Annotated in this window: 14 protein-coding genes; 7 read left to right on the top strand and 7 right to left on the bottom strand. The window is 37.1% G+C overall.

Going from position 1 to position 20,970, the window contains the following annotated elements; genetic code table 11:
- Positions 1 to 429 precede the first annotated feature (429 nt).
- Positions 430 to 2,781: a hypothetical protein gene (locus CXF85_RS16880; protein ID WP_101229807.1), complete on the bottom strand. Its 2,352-nt coding sequence runs from the start codon at positions 2,779 to 2,781 to the stop codon at positions 430 to 432.
- 887 nt (positions 2,782 to 3,668) lie between these two features.
- Between CXF85_RS16880 and CXF85_RS16875 the strand changes: the two genes are divergently transcribed.
- The 4 genes from CXF85_RS16875 (at position 3,669) to CXF85_RS16860 (ending at position 7,000) form a co-directional block, all read left to right on the top strand.
- Positions 3,669 to 4,490 carry an HNH endonuclease gene (locus tag CXF85_RS16875; protein ID WP_101229806.1) on the top strand — a complete coding sequence of 274 codons (822 nt, stop codon included), beginning with the start codon at positions 3,669 to 3,671 and terminating at the stop codon, positions 4,488 to 4,490.
- 825 nt (positions 4,491 to 5,315) lie between these two features.
- Positions 5,316 to 5,735 carry a helix-turn-helix domain-containing protein gene (locus CXF85_RS16870; RefSeq protein ID WP_101229805.1) on the top strand — a complete coding sequence of 140 codons (420 nt, stop codon included), beginning with the start codon at positions 5,316 to 5,318 and terminating at the stop codon, positions 5,733 to 5,735.
- A gap of 39 nt (positions 5,736 to 5,774) precedes the next feature.
- Positions 5,775 to 6,407 (top strand): metallophosphatase domain-containing protein, encoded by a 633-nt coding sequence (locus CXF85_RS16865; RefSeq protein ID WP_101229804.1) that lies wholly within the window; start codon positions 5,775 to 5,777, stop codon positions 6,405 to 6,407.
- Positions 6,408 to 6,796: 389 nt separating this feature from the next.
- On the top strand, positions 6,797 to 7,000 hold the full coding sequence (locus CXF85_RS16860) for a peptide chain release factor family protein (RefSeq protein ID WP_101229803.1): 204 nt from the start codon (positions 6,797 to 6,799) through the stop codon (positions 6,998 to 7,000).
- A gap of 339 nt (positions 7,001 to 7,339) precedes the next feature.
- Here CXF85_RS16860 and CXF85_RS16855 read toward each other — a convergent pair whose 3' ends face one another.
- The 6 genes from CXF85_RS16855 to CXF85_RS16830 form a co-directional block, all read right to left on the bottom strand.
- Positions 7,340 to 8,503 carry a DUF1501 domain-containing protein gene (locus CXF85_RS16855; RefSeq protein ID WP_101229802.1) on the bottom strand — a complete coding sequence of 388 codons (1,164 nt, stop codon included), beginning with the start codon at positions 8,501 to 8,503 and terminating at the stop codon, positions 7,340 to 7,342.
- 2 nt (positions 8,504 to 8,505) lie between these two features.
- The gene (locus CXF85_RS16850; protein WP_101229801.1) at positions 8,506 to 9,921 is read right to left on the bottom strand and encodes a DUF1800 domain-containing protein; all 1,416 of its coding nucleotides are present in this window, start codon (positions 9,919 to 9,921) and stop codon (positions 8,506 to 8,508) included.
- A 97-nt stretch (positions 9,922 to 10,018) separates the two neighbouring features.
- On the bottom strand, positions 10,019 to 11,005 hold the full coding sequence (locus CXF85_RS16845) for a glucokinase (protein WP_041736905.1): 987 nt from the start codon (positions 11,003 to 11,005) through the stop codon (positions 10,019 to 10,021).
- A gap of 108 nt (positions 11,006 to 11,113) precedes the next feature.
- Entirely contained in the window at positions 11,114 to 12,424 is a 1,311-nt protein-coding gene (gene fucP, locus CXF85_RS16840; RefSeq protein WP_101229800.1) for an L-fucose:H+ symporter permease, read from the bottom strand.
- A 206-nt stretch (positions 12,425 to 12,630) separates the two neighbouring features.
- The gene (locus CXF85_RS16835; RefSeq protein WP_101229799.1) at positions 12,631 to 14,040 is read right to left on the bottom strand and encodes an ATP-binding protein; all 1,410 of its coding nucleotides are present in this window, start codon (positions 14,038 to 14,040) and stop codon (positions 12,631 to 12,633) included.
- Between the two features lies 1 nt (position 14,041).
- Positions 14,042 to 14,752: a response regulator gene (locus tag CXF85_RS16830; protein ID WP_011043199.1), complete on the bottom strand. Its 711-nt coding sequence runs from the start codon at positions 14,750 to 14,752 to the stop codon at positions 14,042 to 14,044.
- 282 nt (positions 14,753 to 15,034) lie between these two features.
- On the opposite strand from CXF85_RS16830, the gene CXF85_RS16825 reads away from it, so the two are divergent.
- From CXF85_RS16825 to CXF85_RS16815, 3 genes are read left to right on the top strand one after another with little or no spacing between them, the layout of a single operon-like run.
- Positions 15,035 to 16,396 carry a TolC family protein gene (locus tag CXF85_RS16825; RefSeq protein WP_198555668.1) on the top strand — a complete coding sequence of 454 codons (1,362 nt, stop codon included), beginning with the start codon at positions 15,035 to 15,037 and terminating at the stop codon, positions 16,394 to 16,396.
- The gene (locus tag CXF85_RS16820; protein ID WP_101229797.1) at positions 16,389 to 17,720 is read left to right on the top strand and encodes an efflux RND transporter periplasmic adaptor subunit; all 1,332 of its coding nucleotides are present in this window, start codon (positions 16,389 to 16,391) and stop codon (positions 17,718 to 17,720) included. The genes CXF85_RS16825 and CXF85_RS16820 overlap by 8 nt, the downstream gene beginning before the upstream one ends.
- A complete protein-coding gene (locus CXF85_RS16815; RefSeq protein ID WP_101229796.1) occupies positions 17,713 to 20,895 on the top strand; it encodes an efflux RND transporter permease subunit in 3,183 nt (1,060 codons plus the stop codon). Before CXF85_RS16820 ends, CXF85_RS16815 begins: the two co-directional genes overlap by 8 nt.
- Positions 20,896 to 20,970: the final 75 nt, after the last annotated feature.

The following is a 20,970-nucleotide window of genomic DNA, read 5'->3' as shown; positions in this document are numbered from 1 at the left end:
TAAATATCTACTATTTGCCCAGCAGCAAATAATAATCTCCTCTCGAGAGCCCTATTAAAATATCACTTTCGCCTGCACTAGAGTCTCTTTGAAAATTTTTTAAGTAAATTATGATTACAAGAAAACAACACAGCATCGTCAAATCGAACCCGTAATACAGTGAACTAAAAATATAACTAAAATACAAAGCTTGGCATAGTAACTTGTATCAACCGTAAGCTTGTAACCAACTTGTGCAGGTTGGAAAACTATTTGTTAGTGTGCCTAATAAACTGCAGTGCAGTAATTTTACTCAGTAACTGTATGGAGAAAGGCGTCTAACCCTGCTTGATATTCTAAAGCAGCAAGTGTTCTAGACTTTCACCATACCCTTACCCTAGGTCAGCCATGCTGTAGAAATTTCTGTGCTTTCTAATGATAGTGTTTTACTTAACTATTTTTGAATACTGCTGTTTTCCTACGCTTATCTGCATCTTTCCTACGCCTCTCAGCCCAAGAAATATTATGCTCAGAGATCCCTTTTACATCTTTCTCGATGTAATTTTCCTTGACCGTTTGCATTGTATCTTGGATCAGTTCGGCACAGCGGTAAATATCATTAGGGTTGTCAGCCATAAATACCGATGGTACAAAGTGGCGCAATGCGTGTGGGTTAAATCCCCATGTAATAAACTCACGTTCAGGCCACAAGATTTTTTGCGCTCTGTAGGTATAGGTATTGATCCTCAAACCTGTAAACGCACCTCCTCTGTAACCAACTAAAAACGAATCACTAGCTGCACCTTTCGCCTCTAACCTCTCAGCCCTTACTTCTAGATAATTATCGATCTTTGCTGATACATCACAACTAAAAACAGTTTTCAACAAACGACTGTTCTTAACAAAACGAGGGGGTACTCTTAAATGATAAGTACGCTCCCCTCTCGGCTTCCAAATACAAGGGTACGTTGCTTTTTCAGCTTGTTCTGGTGCAATAATCTTCAACTGACTCCAATTACCTGCCCTCATGGGCTGCTCAAACATCATATTCATAAACAATGCTGCCTGACATGCTTGGTAACCAACGGAACAGAGTTTATTTCCATATAGCTTAGATTCCGTTTCTAGCAGATCAGCAATCATCATGTATTCATCATACCCCTCTTGAATACCACCAGATAAACCATTTGCAGCCCTGAAGTCAGATTGAATTAAGTGGGCTATATTACGTTTACCTACAGCTACATCAGCGTCATCACTATTTACTTTAGCCTCGTTTTTTAGTCTCCTAGCCTCTTGCGTAAGGTATTTTACGAGTGCTCTCTCAGTCTTTTCCCAACACTTAAAACTTTCCTTTTCATCTTCATTTAAGAGGTAGTGTTTAACAGGTGCATGTACCAGAGACAAGTAACTAACTTCACCCCCAACGACTCCGACTAGTGCTTTAAGAACCGCGACAAACCTCCCTAAAGCTGTAGTAACACCATGCTCCCGACGAGATATACAAAAGTCAGCAATACGTTCAACAACAAGTAAATCTGACAGATCAAAATCAACAAAACCATCTAACCTAGTGAACAGCTCAAGACCCTTTTCCTTTACAAGAGAAACAAGTGCTTGCGCCTCAACATCTGGATCATTAAGTGCCTTGACCTTGAATTTATCCCCCTGTAGTTCAGCATAATCTCCAATTCCCTTTTTCTTCTTTGCTCTTTTTATTTGGACTTCATTACCAACAACCCATGACTCAAAGTACTCTTCAAAACCCACCTCGCTTTTAAAGTCTTTAGGGTCAGAAATATACCCTTTTTTCATCAACCAATGACGGTAAGTATCAAACGAGGCATTAGCACTTGCTGCTGTTACACATTCATCAACTCCATTTTCAGTCCAAATTCTTTTTGCTGGCCGAAGATCACTAGTATCTCTATATTCCGGAAACACTACCTGTAGCTTGAACGTGTTACCCACCCCTTTCATGTGGTTCTCAAGATTCTTTAGCTGTGCTGATACTTTAGCTGAGTAAGGATATGGCGCATAAGTTATCACAGGCCACTCCTTTGCGCTTTGCATTCCTCTGAGACTTACAAGTCCAATACCACTAGGTAAGAACCTAGTCAAAACACCTTCTGGTACGCCAAAGAACAACTCAAAATGCTTAGCTACCTCTATATTTACTTTAGTTATTTCAAGATTCGTATTTACAGGGGATCGCTTACCCCGTAGCCATTTATAGTAAATACCTACTGTAACTTTTTCACATTCTTGTCTTAAAAGTTTTGCCGTGCTTTTAAGATCTGTGGACTCAGGAAAAGCTCTTGTACTCAAGAAACAAAGCGTTTCAGAAAAATCTAAACCGTCTAAATCTAAACCTAAATCTTTTACATTATAACCCTCGGCGGTGGCTCGTTTTTTGCCTGCTAATTTTGTAGCCAGCTCACTACCTATGCTAACAAAAATCAGTTTCAACGATCCCTTGTTAGTTCTAGCTGTTGCAGTATTTAGCTGGCGATTCTCCTTGGCTGCTCGCTTTTTCTCAACCTCAATCATCGCAGCTAGATAGGATTTACCGTATTGAAGAAAATACTGCTGGTTAGTAAATGTTTCCATCAAACTTGGTGCTGGGAGCTCACGAACCATCAATATTGATTTCTTGAAATTACTTTTTGCCTTAGAAAAGGCAGAAGTTCCCTTTGGTTTGATAACCCCTTTGGCTTTTTCTTCCAATATTTCAACTTTCCGCTCTGCCATCAGCTCATCTAATCGAGTAACTACAAAGTTTTCAAATTCAATGTTATTCATATTCCCATCCTTAATATGGCCATTAATTTTACTAACATTTCGTTACTAACATTTTTGACCTTCAAAACCGTTGCGCCAGAGCAGGAAAGACAGTTAGGCTTACCTATCACATTCCGAACACCTCACTAAAAAACAAGGGGCGATCTTACTAACACCACCATCACACCACCTAATTAAAGCGGACCAGAGCGCAACCTGTCAAGACCTTACATATGGGCTTATTCGCGGGCTCCAGACCTTTTGTTAGTAAGAATAATACTGATAACGACTCTGCCAGAGTAGTTATCATCATCATGAAACATATGCTTCTCGCATTGATTTTTTATCAATTTTTTTGCTCAGGAAATACAAGTGTGTTTTTTGACCTCGGTTTAACGATACAACACGATTATTAAATAAGGGAAAGAGTTACTTCGTAACTATCTCTGATAAAATGGCAGCAGCCACAAATAAAATCTCAATAGCTTTTTGGGTATATAAAAAGGCGTTGAATGCGTGTTAATAAGATATGGACAATGACATCATTTGTACCACCTAATTGCATCAGAACTGCCAGTCATTATCATCTAATAACATTTACTTTGATCACTGAATAACATTAGGTTTACCACTAACAAATATGTTCACTTTGTGCGCATCATTGACGTAATCTCTTGAAAATATTAAGGTCACTTTAGTATCTAATAGCTGACCTGGTGATATAAGAAAGTATGATTAATCATAAAGTGGAAGTCATTAATGTAATAGCTAAAATCCTAACGAACAAGAGGCTAGTGGCTGTATGGATTACGCATTAATAGCTTATAAAAATGTGTAGGTCGATCTGATATATACCTAGTCCAGTGTCATGGTTACGCGAACATTTGAATGTTTTTAAGGAAAATAGTATGTCTCAAGTTTATAAACCCAACCAACAAGCAACTATTTATGCAGCAACAGCTTACCCAAGTGGTAATAAAGATGCGAGGGCAATGACGATTGCTGCATTTAGGGTTGCTCAAAATGAATCGGAAATTGACGGTAGAGCGATGGATCGTAATCTGCTTTATTTTTTGCTTGCTAACAGTGATAGTGCCATTAACCATTGGGAAAAGAAAAATAGGCTTAAAATTGGAGACCAAACTATTCACATTGAAAAAGATGGAATAGATGAGTGCAATAAAAGCCTTGATGGGGAAACAAGAGGATACAATGTATCAGAAAGTGATGTTAATGAATGGATTCAGAGAATGCTACATAGTGACCAAGTAGCAACTCAATCTTATTCTTTTAAAGCTGAATCAAGTGTATTCAATGAACTTGAAAGTAGCTTTGAAGAAAACCCTATAGATGAGAATACATATAGATTGATTGAAAGCAGAAGGGGTCAAGCTAAGTTCAGACAGGCTCTGTTATCAACTTTTAATGGAACTTGTTGTATTTCAAACAGTGAAGTATTAGCGGTATTAGAAGCTGCTCATATAATTCCACATACTGAAGAAACAAATTATACAGTTACCAACGGCCTGTTGCTCCGGGGAGATATTCACACTCTTTTCGATTTGAATCTGATTGGTGTTGATGAAAATGGTGTAGTTCACACTTCATTATCATTAAGGAATACGGAATACTTTCAATATGAAGGTGTTCCTATCGGAGATAATTTACCTAAAGTAATGGCTCATAACCTAGGACAACGATATACATTGTTCAAAAAACAAGAAGTCTAATAAGTGGCACTTACATTGATTTTGATACAAGGTCGGGTTATTGCCTGTTAATAGTACAAAATCGTCCTTAGGGGAGTTTTTTATAGCTGACGAAGTAGCTAATGGCACTTGAGTTCAAATGGTGAATGCAATTAGGTCGCACTGATACTAGAGATTTTACACTATAACTTCATCTTCGCTTCTAACCAGTGATTCGCATACGTAAACTTATAAAAACCGCACGAAATTTAAATCACGTAAAGCACTGCAACGCACTGTTTTACGTGAACTAAAGCTTTAGAAAATCAAAGGAACACCATAAAAAAGGTCACAACAGGATATTAATGACCTGCGCCGCAGTCTTTTACGCCTAAATCGATAGCTAAATTTGTTATTACGGCCACTTATAGTCACCAATAAAATGGTTGTTCTGTGCTTTTTTTATTAAACTGAAAGATATTTGCGCTCGTGTGGAAATATGACAATTTAAAACTAAAAATAAATTACCCTATAGTACATATACATTGCCCTAAGAAAAGTAAATAACACTTGTTGTCACCTCAAAAATCAACTTATCAATAATTTATTAAAATAAATGAAAATTATTTACCCATTTCATTTTCGTCTCAATTTTACAGCCCTCCTGTATCAGTACCTGCAGAGTTGTACAACGCCAAACACCCCGTTTTCATTGACGTTGGACTCCATTTACCAATACTGCTATGTTTGATAAAACATTCATTATTTCGACAAAGAGACTCCGTTGAAAATACACCTAATGTTGATGCTGGTGATTATAGTTGACGCACAAATTTGCACTGTTTTTTGTGACATAGGGAGGTAAAAATGATTACTCAAAAACTAATAAGTTTAGGCCAAGAACTACAAGAGATTATGCCTTTTAGCAATGGTATTCAGACAAGAGACCAGTATAGCGAGGCTATCAAAATGATTGACGTACTTGTCGGTGACGCAGAGAGAAACGACCTGCTTATAAACTATTTATTCCCTATTATCGAACGGTATGAAGCAACTGCGCCTGAGTTCAAAAAATTTAATGCTAAAATTGATGCCATGAACATGGGGCAAACTGTACTGCGTATTTTAATGGATCATCATATTCTAAACACTACCCACTTCGCTGAAGAAATTGGTAGTGAAATCTCAGTTTCATTAATTGCCAATGGCAAGCGCCAGTTAACAACTAAACATATTAATAAGCTTTCAAAACGTTTTGGGATCAGTCCTGCGGTGTTTTTCGATTAAATTTATCAGATAAAAGCACAAGGTGTACGGTTCAGAGAAATGAATAAAAAACTAAAATGCGTCACTATTGCAGATACTCATGGCATGTATAGAGATATCAAAATACCTGATGGAGATGTTCTAATCCATGCTGGGGATATCACCATGCGAGGACAACTATCAGAACTCAACGATTTCAATGATTGGCTAGGTGAACAACCTCATAAACATAAAATTATTATCGCAGGAAACCATGATTGGTGTTTTGAGCGTCAAAAAGAAGCAAGCATAAAAATAATAACTGCTGTTTATTTAGAAGATCAATCTATAGAAGTAGAAGGGTATAAGTTTTACGGTTCACCATGGCAACCATGGTTTCTAAGCTGGGCTTTTAATTTACAACGGGGTCAAGAAATACAAGCAAAGTGGGATCTAATTAGTAATGATATTGATGTTCTAATTACTCATGGACCGGCTTTCGGTATCTTAGATAGAAATATCAATGGTGAAAATACAGGTTGTGAAAACCTATTAAGTAAGATTGAAGAACTAAAGCCTAAAGTTCATGTTTGCGGACATATTCATGAGGGGTACGGACAAATAGTCAGTCGTGGAATTAAATTTATTAATGCCAGCGTAAATAATGAACGCTACAGGCCTACTAATAATCCAAATTTGTTTACATTGGATTAAGGCTTTTTGAGCACCAGATGAATTTAGATAATGAAGAACCAAAAAATATGAAAGACCGATTTGTTAACCAGTTCAACGATAGCATGGCAGTTTTCATCGTTACCAAATATAGCACAGTACAGTAATGTTAGGAAAAGCCGGCTGTCTTTCATTAGACCCTAGTGACGCTTCATCAATACTAGAAACTATTGGCAAAATAAAGCCAAAAAATACAGGTTAATATGTTCGAACAAGGCATAACACAAGTCTTTTTCAGCCATAAATTCAACTATGCGATACAGCTCTGAGCCATCTATTAAGCTAGAATTAATTAGAGGAACAATGCTTATGTATGAGCGTAAACCTAAGTTAATTCGATTGTGTTTTGACGGACATTTAAGAGGTGCTGTATGGATGATAGTGATTTAGATATTAGCATTTGTAAAGGTGAATACTCGCATATTGGAAGTGTTGAAACTGGTGTTAAAATCACACATAGAGCAACAGGCATAACGGTTTCGTCCCTCAAGAAAAAGTCCCAATACACTAATAAGGTGATTGCTATGGAATTATTAGAAATTGAATTGAGTAAGCGCTTGGAAAATAACGTGTGACTGTGCCACCCAATAGCATCGACTATGCCCATTCAATTACATATAGCGTTGCCACTTAACAAATGACAAATATTCCATAAAGCAGTCATTAGATAGATTATGCGAAAGGGCCACTTGGAGCCTTTAGCTGCCGTTTTGAATTAAATACTCACATCCATTTACAGCTGAATTTTGTCTGCTTTTTTTGCGTGCAGTTAGGCCTCAAATCCCAAGATCGGACATTGAAATCATTCAAGTACCAAACAAATTTAGAGTATTAATTCTATGGCGCTATCGCCCCCTGAGCGAGTTAGTAACAATAAATTAGTGGCCAAAATTATTTAACCACTACAGTGTGCCTCAGCCCAAAAACAACTTAACAGTTCTTTTGTCAACTTGAGGGAATACTGCTTTTAACTGATTGTCACTCAACGACCATTGTTGTGACAAAACAGTTGCTAGCCAAGAAAAGGTATTACTGGTTGGCATTAAATCACGTTGCTCAAATAGTTGATTATTTTTCAGTCCAGGCCAATCTCCCAAGACTTTACCACCATTAACTGACCCACCAGCAATAAACATAGCGCTTGCTGTCCCGTGATCCGTTCCACCTGTTCCATTTTCTTTTACTGTTCTGCCAAATTCTGTCGCAACAACAACAACGGTATCTTTCCACTGATCTTTTAATCCGTCTTTTAAAGCTTTTAATCCTTGATCAAGCGCTTTAAGTTGCCGAGACAAACGGGTTGCTTGGTTATTATGTGTATCCCAGCCACCCAATTCTAACATCGCACAATCTACACCATTATTGCCCATCATTAAATTTGCACAGGATTTGGATAACTCAATGAATTGTCCTTTTTTCTTAATGTTAAGTGTTCTGTCACCTACCATGGTATCGGCCATCTCTTTTACTGCTAAACCATCTTCAAGCCTATTAATTAATAACTCATCATTTTGGTACATTTTCATTAAGGCTTGATACACATCCTCATCCGCCTCTTTTAACTGAGACGGATACCAAGTACTCGCTTCGCTGCTTCTCAAGCTAATTGGCGTTGAATTAGCTATAGCCAACGCTTGCTTATCCTTCATATTAACGGCTCGGCCTAACCAGCCAGTATCATGGTCAATATTAGCCAAGCCTGATTCTAAATAATCTTGTCCATCAAAATGAGAGCGCTTGGCATACCCCGAAGAAACCGCGGTAATCGGCAGTAACTCACCCTTTTTATACCACTGGTGCAGGTTACTTAAACTTGGATGTAGCGCAAAACCATTATCTAACATCAATAAATCATCTTTAATACTCGCGAGCAATTTGGGTCTTAATACCGATAATTCAGTATCAAAAGTGGGCACTAGGGTATGTAATGAATCCATCGCCCCCCTTAATACAACCCAAATAATTTTTTTATTCCCTGATTTCGGTGAAGAAGCAGATAATGCCTTAGCAACAGCATTTGGTGTTTTAAATAGAACTAAAGTGGCAGCCATAGATTTGATAAATTGACGACGTTGCATGACTATCTCCTTTGAAACTCTGGGCTCATCAAAAGCAAGGTCATTGCTTGCTCTTTACTTTCTGCACGCAATATTGTGTTATACGACAATTCGCTGATGTTTTTACCAAAAGAATTGCTCATTATAGTCTCAACATTTACTGTGTGTTTAAAAGATAATTTGGAAGATAGTGCTGCTGACCAATTAATTCTAGCCATTATGGCACTGCCACCATTCCAATCATTACCACTGTCACTAAAACCTGCGGGAGATCCTGCACTAAAGGGTTTTTGTCCTAATGCTGATAACGATTTCATCAACTGACGTAGATTCAACTTTTTATTATCCCCTATGGATCTTAGCGATGAGATAACAAACTCTCTTGGGGTTTTAAATTTTTGACTATCGGCATGCCATGACTCTTCAGCATTAATTAACGTAATCATTACCTCCCTAATATTGCCTTTTGTTGCAAGCCAACGTTTGACCATTTTATTAATTAATGATTCTGGAGGTTGTTCAGAAATGAAATGATACGCTAATTTAAAACTAATATGTCGAGCAGTGGCTGGATGATTAGCTAAATCTCGTAACATCATTTCACCTTGTTTCGCGTTTTTCCTGCTCTTTTTATAGCTTTTACCAAGCAAGGTAAGACTTCCTGGTTCATGACCATTAGCTCGATATAAAAAACCGCTACCTTCATCACGCCCGATTCTAGCAACACTCCAACCGGTAATACCCTTTGCTAGGGCAGTAACATCTTGTTGCTGATAACCACCATTAACACCTAATGTGTGGAGTTCAAGAATTTCACGGGCTAAATTTTCATTAAGACCTACCTTTTTCTTGCCTCTGCCATTTTTATTAATTTGAGAGTTGGTACCAAACGATCTTTCATTATTCAAATAAATTAACATGGCTGGATGTTGGCATACACTTAGCAACAAATCTTCAAAGTTACCCAGTAAGTTCGGCGCAATAGCTTCTCGTTCTAATGTTGGTGCAATAGCTGTCATTACAGGACCTGAAGCGCTGACACTAAAATGGTTAGAGAAAAAATCGAGCAAACGCCAATTAAGGCTATGATCAGATCGAATAGCTTGGTCGATTGCATCTGATGAGAGTTGGTTTAACAATTTATGAGCTGGATTTCTAGCTTTCTTAGTAACAACACCTTCCATGGACATTTGTTTATCAAAATCCTTCCCAGCAAGTTCTTGGGCTATTTTTTTAGCTACTTTCTTGTTTTTACGATAAGCATGTAATTGGATGAAAATATCACTAGAGCTTGGTAAGGAATAATTAAATGCTACTGGAGGAGATTGAGATAGTTGTTTAATCAACCATTCTTTTGGCGACTGGGCCACTAAAATTAATTCATTCGGTTTGGCACCATAACCAAACCTATTAACCGCGATCATACTAGTAGTAGCCATTTTCATTACCTTATTAGCCGTTGTGTTTCTTCAAACCTTCGACACTTATCATGATGAAAAGCTATTTTAAGTACAAGTTGATTTACCCTTCTTTACACTAAAGTTGGTTCAAATATGCTGCGGCTCCTAAAAGGCCAGGTTGAGTTTCAGTTATCACATAAGTTGGCGTTTGTTGGGTTAATGAGGATAACCGCCCTTTTGTTTCAAAACGTTCTCTAAAGCCACTCTTTTCAATAAAGTCGATAAACCTAGGCACAATACCACCAGCAATATATACGCCACCTAAACTATTAGCCGTTAGTGCTAAATTACCAGCAAAACTTCCTAATACTTTACAAAAAAATTCTAATGCTTGTTTGCATAAAATACAGTCACCATTAATCGCATTAGTACTTATAATTTCAGCCGAAAGGTCACCGGCCACAAAATTATTACTTTTGCCTTCATTAGTTATCTTAACAAGCGCTTGATATATCTGTTCTAAGCCATAACCAGATAATAATTGTTCATAAGAAACCCGTTTTTTATAAGCATAAATATAAGAAAAAACTTTTACTTCCAACTCATCAACAGGGGCAAAATCGACATGTCCTCCTTCACCACTAATACAGTGCCATTTATTATCTAATGGCACTAAAGTAGCTACACCTAAGCCAGTTCCAGGACCGCATACAGAGATAGCTTTATTACTAACCGCCTCACCAGCCCCTATTTTCACTTTTTGAGAATCGCTAAGATAAGGAATAGCCAGAGCAATGGCGGTGTAATCGTTTATCAAGGTTAAGGTATTTAATTTTAATTGTTCTTTTAAATCTTTTTGAGAGAACTGCCAAGGTAAATTGGTCATGGAAATGTAATCATCATCTACCGGACAGGCAATGGCTAAACAAGCATTGATAGTTTTACCCTCAAGTTGCTTTTCCATTATATACAGCCGGATGACATCAATTAAATTAGCAAACTTCGCACATTGATAAGTAGCTATATCCGTAATGACATCCGAAGGTGAAGCAATGGCTAATCGAATGTTTGTGCCACCGATATCAGCAACCAAGTTGATGCCATTTTTATTAAGGTTATTCATAATTTGTCCGAGAAATAAAACGAGTTAAGCCATTTAGCGGGTAAACCTACGCTTGGCTGATGTTTAGGGGGATCCCCCTAAACAATTTATTGCCGAAATTGTAAAGCTTTATTGCAAACCAATCCGAGAACCCTTTACACCATAAAACATGATGTATAAGTAACACATAACAGGAAGAACAAATGCCATTTGAATACCAATAGCATCAGCTAATACACCTTGAAGTAGTGGAATTAAAGCGCCACCAGCAATAGATAAACATAAAATACCAGAGCCTTGCCCTGTAGCTTTACCTAACTTATTTACCGCTAGGGTAAAAATAGTAGGAAACATAATAGAGTTACATAAACCCACCGATAAAATTGCCCACATAGCGACTTGACCTGATGATGTTATTGCCACAATAAGAAGAATTACTGCACTAATAGCATTGACAGTTAGAATTTTATTAGCAGCAACAAAACGCATTAAGGCTGCACCAATAAAGCGCCCTACCATAGCCCCTCCCCAATAATAAGCAATATAATTAGCTGCTTGTGCTTCAGCTAAACCCGCAATATTATCTTCACCTAAAAATGAGATCAAAAAGCTACCAATAGAAACTTCGGCTCCTACATAAACAAATATCCCTAAAGCGCCCAACATAAGGTGTGGTGTTTTCCACGCAGAAGGCTGTTCCTTCAAGCTAACCGCATCAGCACAGTTATCATCCGTTTCAATAGATTCTATTTTTGGTAATTTTAAGAAAGTAAAGATAGCCGCAAGACCAAATAAAATACCAGCTAAGACTAAATAGGGTATTTGTACTGCTTGTGCTTCTTGTAATTTTGCAGCGGCTTGCTCTGCTACAGAAAGTTGTGCAATTTGTTCCGCACCTAAAGAAACAGCAGATAATATAAATAACCCACCAAAAAATGGCGCTACCGTTGTACCTAACGAATTAAAAGCTTGAGTTAAATTTAAACGACTCGATGCAGTTTCGGCACGACCAAGGCTAGCAACATAAGGGTTTGCTGACACTTGCAGGCAAGTAATACCCGAAGCAAGTACAAACAAAGCAAACAAAAACAAAGGGTATGACTGAGCTCCTGCCGCTGGATAAAATAATACGCAGCCAATTCCTGCAATAGATAATCCTGAAACAATACCAAATTTGTAACCCACCTTCTTGATCAAGGCAGCGGCTGGCATTGAAACAATAAAATATGCGCTAAAAAAGCAAAACTGAATTAACATTGCTTGGGTATAGTTCAATGAGAAGACATTTTTTAAATGTGGGATCAATATATCATTCAAACAGGCAATAAACCCCCACATGAAAAATAACGATGTCAACACGACTAATGTGAAATTATAACTCTGCCCTGAGTCACTTTGCGCTTTAAACTGTGACAAGTCTGCCGAACCACTAACCGCCATCTTTATTCCCCTTAATCTATTATATTTTTAATAGTTTGATATGTAAATTTAACAAATACCTATAATAAGGATTAACTCTTAATAGGAATATTCGCTATGTTTTATTGATAATATGTTATTGAAGATAAAACTTACTGACATCGATGTCAAGACAAAACAAAAGCAATGTCTTTATATTTGAAAACCCCCTCCAAATAACCAACTTTTTAATTCAGCGGCAGCTTAACAATCACGTCTAAACCTTTTTCTACTCTATTTTTCAGCTTAATTTCACCGCCATGATCTTGTATTGCTGTTAAGGCGATAGTCATACCTAATCCCATGCCACCAGACTTTTGGTTTCTAGAGTCATCCAAACGTTCAAATGCTTCAAACATACGCTGTTGTTCAGCTTCAGGGATCCCCTGCCCTTGATCGGCAATGATTATATTGATAGATTTATTGTTTTCAAAAATCGATACATGTACACATTTCCCGTACTTAACACCGTTTTCAATTAAGTTACTAAAAGCTCGTTTTAGCGCAACGGGCCGACAAGAGTAATTAATTTTATCAGTGATATCACAAGTCACATTTAAACCAATATCAGATAGATCTAAGCATAAACTCTCTATTAGAGCGCATATATCCACCTTACGTGATTTTTCAAGCCATGAGTCTTGTTTAGCAAACGAAATCGTTGCCTTAGTGATGTGCTCCATTTCATCAAGTTTTTCAATAATTTTATCTTGAGTAACTTCATCGCTAATAAATTCTGCATGCAAGCGCATAGACGTTAAGGGTGTTCTTAAATCATGAGACATAGCAGCTAAGGATCTCGCTCTATGTGTCACCATTTTATTTAAGCGTAACAGCATTTGATTAAAAGCTTTTACCGCGTGTTGAACATCTTCAGGACCTTGCTCCTTTATCGGTTGAATACTTTCCCCTAAGCCAAGTTTTTTTGCATTATCGGCCAACTCATTTAATGGCCTAATAATTCGCTTAACAGAAAATACTACGATAACAATTAACACTAAGGACATTATTAACAGTGATATCAGTGTTGTTTTCGCCCAAAGAGGAAAAGGATCTCGGCTATACACACTCATCATCAGCCACTGCTTATCTTTTAACTCGATAGCTGTTGTAAAAAGTTTTAATCGTTTAGGTTTTCTATTACCAGCTTTAGTAGGCTCTTTGAGTTTTTGATAAAGGTATTCAAGTAAAGTAGCAATGCGACTACTACTGGCTAAGTCTTGATATACATATACTTTGCCATATTCTTTATTTAGCATTTTCCTTAATAATAGCCGCTCAGCTAAAAATGACTTTTCATTAAAAGACACTGTATTATCGGTTTCTGCTGATTGACTGATATAAAATTTAACCCGGTGCACACTCATTGCTTTTAACATCGCTTTATGATGTTTCTCAGGCACGGTTGCTAATACATTTACCGCTTGTGCTGCTCTACGTATTAATTGCTTTGTTTCAATTTGTTCCGCAATATAATCAGACTCAGACAGGAAGAAAAACAAGGTAAATAATTGAGAAAAAGTGAGTGTTGAAAGCAATAATAAAATCAGCTGTCCGGTGAGCCTTTTAGGTAACCATGATTTAACAATGGTTAACATTTTATTGATGCACCACTGGAACAGACAACGAATAACCACCACCCCATACAGTTTTAATTAACTTTGGTGAACTTGGATCTACTTCAACTTTACGTCTTAGGCGGCTAATCAAATTATCGATACTTCGATCAAAAGCTTTAGCTTCCCTACCATGAGTAAGGTCAAGCAATTGATCTCGTGTTAATACCGCTTGTGGACGTAATAAAAAAGCTTTAAGTAAGCGATATTCAGCGGCACTTAGGGCTATAGTAACGTCACTTTTATTTATCAGCTCACGTTGATTAATGTCTAAACGCCAATCGTCAAAAATAAGGATGTCTGATTTAACCTGCTCAACTTGTACGGGGAAACTTTGACTACGACGTAATACCGCTTTAATTTTGGCAAGTAATACTCTTGGATTAAAAGGTTTTGCAACATAATCATCTGCGCCCATTTCTAGTCCAACCACTCTGTCGGTATCTTCCGTTAATGCTGTAAGTAAAATCACCGGAATTTTTAAATTACTTTGAACAAAACGACACAAAGATAATCCATCTTCACCTGGCATCATAATATCAAGCAAAATTAGATCGATAACACTGTTTTTCAATGTTTCACGCATTGCTTTACCGCCATCAACGCTGGTCACTCTCATGCCATGGTCACCTAAATAACGAGCCAAAGGCTGCCTAATATCAGGATTATCATCAACAATTAAAATATGTGTCATAACTACCTCTTTTAAAACTAAACGCTATTTAAACGATACTTAACTAGCACTATATCGATTAGTTTATAAGATTTTTAAAAAAAATTGTATCAAGTTGTCGCAAACCCCAAACCTGAGACAACTTGATAACACATATTCCAACGTAGTTAAAAATATTTGTTTAAATAATCTTACCTGCTCTAAACAATAATAGCCGATACGCTGATGCTTCACTTAACAAGAATAAGCTTTCCCATAAAAAGCCTCTTTTTACTCCTGAGTTTATCCCTACCAAGCTGTGCTGTGTATCAAGGAGCAGAACTTACAGAGCACCCAGTAGAAAAACTATCAAATAACGTTGAAGACGCAACACCAAACACAGTAATAAAATCCCCGCGGAATAAAGATTGGTGGACAAATTTTAACGAACCTCAACTAACTTATTGGGTTGAAACAAGCTTTAAAAACAACCCTAGTTTACAAGCAACTTTTAGTAGACTAAATCAAACACAAGCAAAATTAAATATTGTCAAAGCGAGTAATAATCCAGATCTAAATTTATCACTATCATCGAAAGTAAAGCGCAATAAAAATTTAAACACTACTCAAAATGATAACTATCAAGTGGTGGGATTAAATGCTAGTTGGGAAATAGACTTATGGGGAAAACTTAATGCGGGTGAAGATAAAGCATTATGGGAGAATTCAGCGAGCAAAAACGATATTAGTATTAAAGCAAACTTAATTGCCGCTAATGTAAGCAGTGCTTGGGTTGGTTGGATGGTAGAAACTGAAAAAATAAAACTGTTAACACAGCAGAGAAAACGTACAGAGCAGGGTTTAAAGATAATACAGCGTCGCGTCGCGCTTGGAAAAACCGGGAGAAGTGATGCTTGGCAACAACAAGGTTTATTAGAGTCATTAACAACGCTAACAAATAAAGCATTAGCAAAGTCAGCTTTACAAAAACAAAAACTCGCTTTGTGGTCAGGTACTTTAGCTAATCAGTTACCACAAAGTCCTCAAGGGAAATTCCCCATACTACTGTCCATTCCTGTATCAGGTATTGAACTAAAAGCATTAAAATACCGACCCGACATTCAGAAGTCTTATGCAAAATTACAAGCAGCTGATGCCGAAGTTGCCATTGCCGTTGCTGAGCAGTTCCCACAATTAACCTTAAGAGCCTCTTACTCTTCAACTAATCAAAGCGCAAAAAATATATTTAGCGATTGGCTTGGTGACTTTAGTGCAGGTTTAATCATGCCCATTATTGATTATGGACAACGAAAACAAACCGTAAAACAAAAGAAGTATAACCTTAAAGCTTTGCAATATGACTATTTACAAAAATGGCAACAAGCAATTTTTGAGGTTGAAGAAGCATTAATTATCGCTAATGAATATCAGCAGATAACCATTAGCTTGGCTTTGCAGCTTGAACTTGCTAAAAAAATTCAACAACTTAAAAAGAGATATTACCTTAATGGGCAAGCACAATACCTACAGTTACTACAAGCACAGGACAGTACACTAAAACTTGAGCGCCAGCTTATTGATAGTAAGCATGCACAGCTTGAATCTCGCTTATCCTTGTATAGCGCAATTAGTCATGGTGATTTTATATCACTAGAGCAAAAAGAAGGAAGTAGTCATCATGACTAAATTTAGCCGCACAAATAACAAAAACACCTCAAGTCAACTAGACCTACTAAAGCAACGCTCCTTAATGAAAAGTACCTTACCGATTATTATTTTAATTATTGCTGTGCTTGGCAGCTATTTTATTTATCATTCAGGAAAATCAAATTTATTATTAAGTACTAAGGTTAGTGAGACAAAAAAACTAAATGATGTAACAAAATCAAAAAATCAAAAAAAAATACGCATTGTAAATACTCAATTAATAACGGTCAAAACACATATCCCATTATGGCAAACAACGGGCGTGGTAAAACCGGCTCAAACATTAAATCTTAAAGCTGAAGTTGCTGGTGTTATCAATAAAGTAAACCCTGATGCTATTCCAGGGGCATTAATTCACCAAGGAGAAACACTTTTAACACTCAATAGTGAAAACTTCCAATATGCACTTATTAATAAAAAATCGGCCTTAATACAAGCGCAATCAACGCTTAGCATTGAAAAGGGAAACCAAGTTCTTGCCCTAGAAGCGTTTGCCTTTATGCCTGACGACATGCAAACGGAACAGGAAAAATCTCTTGTATTAAGAGAACCCCAAATTGCTAGTGCCATAGCAAAAGTGATGAGTAATCAAGCAAGTGTTGATAAAGCAAAAGCTGATTTAGCAAAAACAGAAATAACCATGCCTTTCACCGGAAAAATTCAGAAACGAAATATAAGCTTAGGCGCAAGCATCAACGCCAACAGCTCACTTTATCAGATTTTAAATATTGAACAGTTTTGGCTAGAAGTAAAAATACCACGTCAATTTTTCACTATTTTAGACAAGAAACAACCCGTTTTGTTAACGCATCAACAAAACAGAAATATAAAACATACTCGCTTAGGTAACATTCTGACTAGCTTAACGTCACTAGATAGTCGTGATAGACAAATACAACTGCTGGTTAGTATTGATGACCCTTTATTGCTAAACAAAAGGGGACTTATAAAGGCGACACTTGGGACTGAAACACAAGCAACATCAAACAATTCACCTAACCTTATTTTCATCAATGATTTTTTGTTTTTATCGCTTCACGGCAAACCCTTAGAAAACACAGTACAAATCAAACCTCATTGGTTAATAGCTAATGACTACATTTGGGTGGTTGATCAAAAAAACACCTTGCAACAACGTAAAGTTGAGGTGGTATTTCAGGGTAAAAAGTACTTATTTGTCAGAGGGAATTTCTTCGAAGGTGATCATGCACTTACCGATAAGCTGTCGATCGCGGTCAGTGGTATGAAGGTGAAAAAACGTTCTTTAAAGAGTTTATCTCTAAAGGATAAAGACAATGTTTAAATCTATCACTAAAGAGTCAGCTAGCGATAAAAAAGCAGCTCAAAAATACAATTCAATTGCATGGATGATTAACCACGGCATTGCGCCAAATTTACTCATGTTATTGCTTATTGTCGGCGGCTTAGTAATGTCGTTTATAATACGCAAAGAATATATGCCTGACGTCACCCTAGACCGAGTAGGTATTGTTATAAATTATCCCGGAGCCTCTCCAGATGAAATAGAATCAGCAATTGCCCTGCCCATTGAAGCAATTATCACACCATTAGAGGGCATTAAAGAAGTAAAAACAATTATCCGAACAGGCCGTTTATTCATACGTGCTGAACTAGAGGGCTCAGATAATGCCCAAAAGATATTTCAAGATGTTCAACAAGCAATCACCCGTATTAACACATTCCCGACTGAAATGGATAAACCCAGAATATTTCTTGCCAGTAAAGTCAGAGATGTAATGGAAATAGTCGTGCATGGTGATTTAGATGCAATAGGTATAAAGCGACTCAGTGAAGAAATACGCGATCGTATTTTACAGTCTGTTGATATCTCTAAAGTCACTTTACATGGTACTGCAAAAGAAGAAATACATATTGATATTTCTCAACATATGCTCAACAGCTTACAAACTGATTTAGTGACAATAGCGAGAAAAATCAGTTTGTTAACCAAAGAACAATCCTCAGGTACGATTAAATCTAATCGCGGAAACATATTAGTTAAAGTAGATGAGCGCCTGCTTTGGGCTGATGAATTTTCTCAACTAAGCATAATGTCTGACAAAAATGGTGGAGCATTACAACTAAAGGATGTCGCTAAGGTAACAGAGGGCTTTGCTGATACTAAATCAATGATCACCTTTGATGGCCAGTTGGCCGCAAGTTTACGCATCTACCGAGTAGGTGAGCAATCTCCCGACAAAATAGGTAAAGCAATAGAAGCAATGTGGCCAGAGTTAGAAGCCTTATTGCCCCCTACAGCAGGGCTAACTATTATTGATGACGATGCAAAAAACTACCAAAAACGACTTAGTTTATTACTAAAAAATGCATTTTTTGGCTTACTGCTCGTATTATTTTTTATGAGTTTATTTCTTGATTATCGTTTAGCTTTTTGGGTAGTTGCCGGTATTCCAAGTGCTTTCTTAGGCGCTATTCTTTTTTTACCAAGCTTTGGTATTTCCATCAATATGGTGTCTATGTTTGGCTTTATTATTGCTCTTGGTATTGTGGTTGATGATGCCATTATTGCAGGGGAAAATATTTATACGCACATGCAAGAAGGCATGCCATTTTCAAGTGCAGCGCAGCTTGGCGCACAAGAAGTTGCCAAACCGTTAACCTTTGCAATATTAACCAACATTATAGCATTTATCCCTCTGCTCTTTTTACCCGGTTTTATGAAGTTGATGTTTGGTGCAATACCTGTGGTTGTTATTCTATGCTTTGTTATTTCATGGCTTGAAGCCTTATTTATATTACCTGCACACTTGGCAAGAATTAACCAAAAAACAACTAAAATCCCAGGTAATAATATACTCAGTAAATCAGCCTCTTATTTTAGTTTTGCCATGCAAAAGGCTCAACAAAATTTTGACAAAGCCTTAGAGAGCTTTATTCAACACCCGTATTTGTCGGTATTGAAAAAATGCCTCTCATGGCCGGCTCTAACATTATCTATTGCTTCGCTCATTTTATTATGGGTTTTAGGTTATGCCTTTAGTGGAAAAATGGGCTTTAGTTTAATGCCAAAAATGGAGGGCCGTTGGGTAAAAGCGAGTATAGTATTACCTGAAGATTTTACTTTAATGCAAATGAATAAAGTAAAAGACAAGCTTGAAAGTAATGCTAAAGAGATGCTCTCAAAAAACGGAATTGAGCAGGCAGTTATTAGTATTAGAAGTGAAATTTTTGAAAACACCTTAGAAGTAGGTTTATTACTCGTTGACAGTGAAGAGCGTGAAATTAGCTCAGTAGATATAAAAAGCCTATGGCGAGAGCAATCAAAATTATTAGGCAAGCAATCTTTAAACAATTTAGGCAAGCTGCGTTTTGGAAGTGCCCGAAAAAATAGTAACAGCCAAATTGAAGCTTCTATCACTCTTGAGCTTAGACACAATGATACTAACGTATTAAGTAATGCAGCTATCGCAGCGCAAAACTACTTTCAAAGTGACCAGCAAAGTGGACAATACATTACCAGTATTACCAACTCAATGGAGCAAGGTAACCCACAATGGTCATTAACCTTAAATGAAAATGGTCAAAGCTTAGGGTTTAATGGAGGTGATGTTGCTAAACAATTACGTTCTTCACTGTATGGTGCACGAGTTACCCGCCAGCACAGAGGACAAAACGAAGTCACTGTATTAGTACGGCTACCATTAAGAGAAAGGCAAAGTTCTGGTGATATTGAAAACCTACTGATTAGTACGGGCGATGGCGGCTTTGTCCCCTTAAATGAAATAGCAAACATCAGTAAAACTTACAGCCCGGCCACAATTAAACGCTATAAAAATCAACGTATAGAACAGCTTTATATTGAAGTAGAAGACGAAACTAAAATCCCACAAGTTAATGATTTTATTCATCAGCAACTCACTCTTAGACTTACTCGCCAGTTTGCTGGATTAAAAGTTTCAATGAGTGGTGATCAAAAAGAGATAGCGCAAAGTGTGTCTAAACTTGAGTTAGGTACCCTTTTTGCGCTTACTGGTATTTATATATTATTAGCCATTGCTTTTAAAAGTTACCTGCAACCTTTACTCATTATGGCCATTATTCCTTTTGGCGCTGTGGGTGCTATTTTAGGGCATATAGTTTTAGGTTTTGGCTTAAGTATTGTGAGTTTAATGGGTATGCTTGCCCTTGCTGGCGTGGTTATTAATGACAGCCTTATATTAATCGAGTACGCCAACAAACAAATAGAACAAGGGCACAAACCTAAACAAGCAATTATTAATGCAGGTATGCGTCGCTTTCGTCCAATACTACTAACCACACTGACCACTTTTGGCGGTTTAGCCCCCATGGTTTTTGAAACATCACGCCAAGCTCAATTTATTGTACCTATGGCTGTATCACTTGGCTTTGGCATTTTATTCACAACCTTTATTTGTTTATTAGTGCTACCTTGTTTATACCTAATAACAAGCGAGTACAACGATATCAAAGCTTAATAAAACTACACAACTAACACCTTTAAAATATTTAACTCCATAAAACAATGAGTTATGAAATAACACTAAAAAAGC

Origin of the sequence: Colwellia sp. 75C3, assembly GCF_002836255.1 — a bacterium.
Classification (GTDB): domain Bacteria; phylum Pseudomonadota; class Gammaproteobacteria; order Enterobacterales; family Alteromonadaceae; genus Colwellia.
This window is presented reverse-complemented; position numbering and strand designations above follow the sequence as displayed.